Genomic DNA, 4,995 nt, shown 5'->3' with positions numbered 1-4,995 from the left:
AGGCCACCCCGCCCCCGCCCGAGCCGGACGCGCAGCCGGCCCCGCCCACGCCGCGCGGCGGCAGAGCCGGCGGCCTGCTGCGGTCCAGCGCCATCATGGCAGCCGGCACCATGGTCTCCCGCCTCACCGGCTTCATCCGCTCGGCGATGATCGTCGCCGCCCTCGGCGCCGCCGTACTCGGCGACACCTACCAACTGGCCATCACCCTGCCGGTGATGCTCTACGTGCTGACCGTCGGCGGCGGCCTCAACTCCGTCTTCGTGCCGCAACTCGTCCGCGCCATGAAGGAGGACGGTGACGGCGGCGAGGCGTACGCGAACCGGCTGCTGACTTTGGTCACCGTCATCCTCGGCCTGCTGACCGTGGTCACCACCCTCGCGGCGCCCCTGCTGGTGCCCATGATGTCGGTCAAGTTCGCGGAGAACCCCGCCGCGAACGAGGTCACCGTCACCTTCGTCCGCTACTGCCTGCCGTCCATCTTCTTCATGGGCATCCATGTGGTGATGGGCCAGATCCTCAACGCCCGCGGCCGCTTCGGCGCCATGATGTGGACCCCGGTCCTGAACAACATCGTCATCATGGCGACCGTCGGCGCCTTCCTGTGGATCTACGGCACCGCCGCCGAGTCCGACATGACCGTCGGCAGCATCCCGCCCGAGGCCGTACGTCTGCTGGGTGTCGGCACCCTGCTGGGCCTCGTCGTGCAGGCCCTCGCCATGATTCCGTACCTGCGCGCGTCGGGCTTCCGCGTCCGGCCCCGCTTCGACTGGCGCGGCCACGGTCTAGGCAAGGCCGCCAAGCTCGCCAAGTGGACCATCCTGTTCGTGCTGGCCAACCAGGCGGGCGTCCTCGTCGTCTCCCAGCTCTCCACCTGGGCGGGCGACACCGCATCCGCACAGGGCAGCCCCGGCACCGGCTTCACCGCCTACTCCCAGGCCCAGCTGATCTGGAACATGCCGCAGGCCATCATCACCGTCTCGGTGATGGCGGCGCTGCTGCCCCGCCTGTCCCGCGCGGCCAGCGACGGCGACCACGGCGCCGTCCGTGACGACATCTCGCAGGGGCTGCGCAACTCAGCCGTCGCCATCGTGCCCATCGCCTTCGGCTTCCTCGCCCTCGGCATCCCGATGTGCACGCTGATCTACGGCTCCTCGGGCGTCGACGCCGCCCGCTCCATGGGCTTCGCGCTGATGGCTTTCGGTGTCGGCCTGATCCCGTTCTCCGTCCAGTACGTGGTGCTGCGCGCCTTCTACGCGTACGAGGACACCCGCACACCGTTCTTCAACACCGTCATCGTGGCCGCCGTCAACGCCGTGGCCGCCGCGCTGTGCTTCGTGCTGCTGCCGGCCCGCTGGGCGGTCGTCGGCATGGCCGCCGCCTACGGCTTCGCCTACATCGTCGGTGTCGGAGTCGCCTGGCGCCGCCTGCGGCTGCGGCTGGGCGGCGATCTGGACACCTCCCGCGTGCTGCGCACGTACATCCGGCTGGCGGGCGCCGCCGTGCCCGCCACGGCCGCCGCCGGAGCCGTCGCCTACGCCATCGCCAGGGCGCTGGGCAGCGGAACGCTCGGTTCGCTGGCATCGGTGATCGCCGGCGGGATCGTTTTGGCCGCCGTTTTCGTCCTAGCGGCGAAGCGGATGCGGATCGAGGAGATGACGGCCATGGTCGGCATGGTGCGCGCCCGTCTCGGGCGCTGACCGCACAACCATCCGCGGCCACCGTGTGTCGTGCATACCGGCGGACTGTGGGCACAATTGTCGAGCAGTTTCACAGCGTGGCTGCAATGAACTGGGGAGGCAGGAACGACGGTGGCGGAACGGAGCACAGCCGCCGTCGGCGTGGCTGAGACGAGCGGTGAGGCAGAACCGCTCACCGCCGAGGCGGACGAGGCCCACGCCGGCAGCGCGACGGACGGACACAGCGGCAACAGCGGGCCCACGGCCACGGCGGACACCAGAGAAATCCCCGACGCGACCGGCGACGGCCCCCACGACGACAGCACCGGCACAGACGCAGGCCCGGACAGCCGGCAGGCGGAGACCTCCACGACGCCCGCGCCACCCGAGCCGCACAGCGGACACAAACTCGCCCGACGGTATCGTCTGGAGGAGTGCGTCACCCGTTTGGACGGCTTCAGCAGTTGGCGTGCGGTCGATGAGAAACTGCGCCGCGCCGTCGGCGTGCACATCCTTCCGACCGGTCATCCCCGCGCCCGCCCGGTGCTCTCCGCGGCCCGTTCCTCGGCACTCCTGGGCGACCCCCGCTTCGTCCAGGTCCTGGACGCCGTCGAGGACGACGACCTCGTCTACGTCGTCCACGAGTGGCTGCCCGACGCGACCCCCCTCAGTGACCTGCTCCCCGCCGGACCGCTGCCCCCGCACGACGCGTATCAGCTCGTCAGCCAGCTCTCCCAGGCGATGACCGCCGCCCACCGTGAGGGACTCGCCCACCTCGGGCTCACCCCGGGCGCGGTGCTGCGCACCGGTTCCGGCCAGTACCGCATCCGCGGCCTCGCCGTGAACGCCGCGCTGCGCGGAAGCAGCAGCGACACGCCGCAGCGCACCGACACCGAGGCGATCGGCGCGCTGCTCTACGCCGCGCTCACCCAGCGATGGCCGTACGAGGAGGACGCGTACGGGCTCACCGGCGTCGGCACCCTCGCCAAAGGCACCCTCGTCGCGCCCGAGCAGGTGCGCGCCGGAGTACACCGCGGTCTCTCCCAGCTCGCGATGCGCGCCCTCGTCAACGACGGTGCCACCGCCTCCAGTCACGAACAGCCCTGCGCCACCCCCGAGGAGCTGGCCAAGGCGGTCGCCGCGCTGCCCCGCATCCGGCCCCCGGAGTCCTCCTTCGGCGCCCCCCGGCCCTACCAGCGCACCACCTACCAGCAGGGCGGGTACGGCCCGGGGAGCCCCACCCGTGCGGCCACCGACAGCGGCGGCCCCGGCCCCGTCAGCGACGCCCCGGCACCGCCCGCCCTTCCCGGGCGTACCGGCAAGGCGCTCAAGTGGGGCGTCTCCGCGCTGCTCATCGCGGCGCTGGGGCTCGGCAGCTGGCAGGTCGCCGACACGCTGCTCAAGGGCGACCACTCTCCTCGCGGCACAACCGGCCAGGGTGGACAGCCGCAGGGCAACGCGGGTGTCGCCGGCACGCCGGTGAAGATCGTCGACGCCAAGGACTTCGACCCGCTGCCCGGTGGCAACGGCAGTGAGAATCCGGCGGACGTCTCCGACGCCTACGACGACTCTCCGGGCACCTACTGGCTCACCCAGAGGTACTACGGCCGTCCCGACTTCGGAAACCTCAAGCCGGGCGTTGGCCTCATCCTCGACCTGGGCAAGCCGCAGCAGGTGAGTACGGTCAAGGTCGACTTCATGGGCCGGACCACCGCCGACTTCCTCGCCGCGCCCAGCTCCACCGCCACGATGCCCGGTACCCTCGCCGGCTTCAGCAAGGTCAGCGGGGGCGCCGGGGAGCACCTCACCCTCAAGGCGAAGAAACCGATCAAGACTCGGTATGTACTGGTGTGGCTCACCAAGCTCCCGCTCTCGGACGACGGCAACTACCGTGGCCGGATCACGGAGATCCAGGTCCTGAGCTGAGACCTCGACACGACGAACGGCCGACGGGGCGGCCGGCTCGGACGGCGGGCGGGGGATGACGGGAGGCGTCCGACGGTGAGCGACGACCGCGGCGGCGAAGCGAAACGCCGCCGCCCCAGGCACGGGCGTGACCGGCCCGGCAAGGCAGGCGGACCTGCCCGGCCTCCCATACCGGCCCAGGGCCAGTCCCAGGACGACTCCCAGGGCCGGTCCCAGGGCCGGGATCACGGCCAGGACCAGGCCCGCGTAGCCGAGGCCGACGACCGCGAGCTCCTCGCCCGTCACGTCGACGGCGACCGCCAAGCCTTCGGAGAGCTCGTACGCCGGCACCGGGACCGCCTCTGGGCAGTCGCGCTGCGCACCCTGGGCGACCGTGAAGAGGCGGCCGACGCCGTCCAGGACGCCCTCATCTCCGCCTACCGGGCCGCGCACACCTTCCGCGGCCAGTCCGCCGTCACCACCTGGCTGCACCGGATCACGGTGAACGCCTGCCTGGACCGGGCCCGTAAGACGGCTTCCCGCCGTACCTCACTCACCGACGACACCGAGCGCCTCGACCAGCTGCTGGAGCCGCACGAGTCCGCCGCCGTACCCGCCGAGCGCCAGGACCTGCACCGCCAGCTCATCGCCGCCCTCGCAGAGCTGCCCGCCGAGCAGCGCGCCGCCCTCGTACTCGTCGACATGCAGGGCTATCCGGTCGCCGAAGCCGCCGAGGTTCTTGGTGTGGCGGTCGGCACGGTCAAGAGCCGCTGTGCCCGTGGCCGCGCGCGGCTGCTGCCGCTGGTCACACACCTGCGTCCGAACGGGGAAGGGTGGGGTACGGCACAGCACGGCGGGGGAAGGAACCGGACCGAGGGACCATCCGTCCCACCGCCGAAAGGCGTCACGCAGCAGCCCGGAGCCGTGAAGGGAGGAGGAGAGCAGACATGACATCCACCCCCTTCACGTCCGGCGGGCCCAGCGCCGACGGCCACCCGGACGTGCCCGAGATCTCCGCGCTCACCGAGGGAATGCTCAGCCCGGAGCGATCGACCGCTCTGCGGACCCACCTTGCCGACTGCGTGCTCTGCGCGGACGTACGCGCCTCGCTGGAGCAGATCCGCGACGCGCTCGGCACTCTGCCGGGCCCGGCCCGGATGCCCGCCGACGTCGAGGGCCGCATCGCCGCCGCCCTCGCCGCCGAAGCCCTGCTCGACGCCTCGCCGTCCGCGCCGCCGGAGGACGACGCTGTTTCACGTGAAACCGCTCCCGGCGTACCCCGGCCCGTAGCAGCCGCGGTTTCACGTGAAACATCCGCCGCGCGGGCGGAGAACGCCGGTACTCCGCGGAGCACCGGCCCCGAGCGTCCGTCCGTCCGTCCCGGCGGCACGACCGGACCGGGACGCCATCGGCC

At 72.0% G+C, this 4,995-nt stretch carries 3 protein-coding genes and 1 pseudogene; all 4 read left to right on the top strand.

Translation table 11 applies throughout. From position 1 onward, the window contains the following. The coding region (gene murJ, locus ACRDP3_RS20990) for a murein biosynthesis integral membrane protein MurJ (protein ID WP_431518525.1) at positions 1-1,697 on the top strand (1,697 nt) is incomplete at its 5' end. A 111-nt stretch (positions 1,698-1,808) separates the two neighbouring features. Beyond that, positions 1,809-3,602 carry a protein kinase family protein gene (locus tag ACRDP3_RS20985; RefSeq protein ID WP_431518524.1) on the top strand — a complete coding sequence of 598 codons (1,794 nt, stop codon included), beginning with the start codon at positions 1,809-1,811 and terminating at the stop codon, positions 3,600-3,602. 75 nt (positions 3,603-3,677) lie between these two features. Next, positions 3,678-4,532 (top strand): RNA polymerase sigma factor SigM, encoded by an 855-nt coding sequence (gene sigM / locus ACRDP3_RS20980; protein WP_431518523.1) that lies wholly within the window; start codon positions 3,678-3,680, stop codon positions 4,530-4,532. Beyond that, positions 4,529-4,995: pseudogene (locus tag ACRDP3_RS20975) on the top strand (hypothetical protein); the annotation flags it as partial. The gene sigM and the pseudogene ACRDP3_RS20975, both read left to right, overlap by 4 nt.

The sequence above is a fragment of the Streptomyces sp. genome, assembly GCF_050698815.1.
Taxonomy (GTDB): Bacteria; Actinomycetota; Actinomycetes; order Streptomycetales; family Streptomycetaceae; genus Streptomyces.
This window is presented reverse-complemented; position numbering and strand designations above follow the sequence as displayed.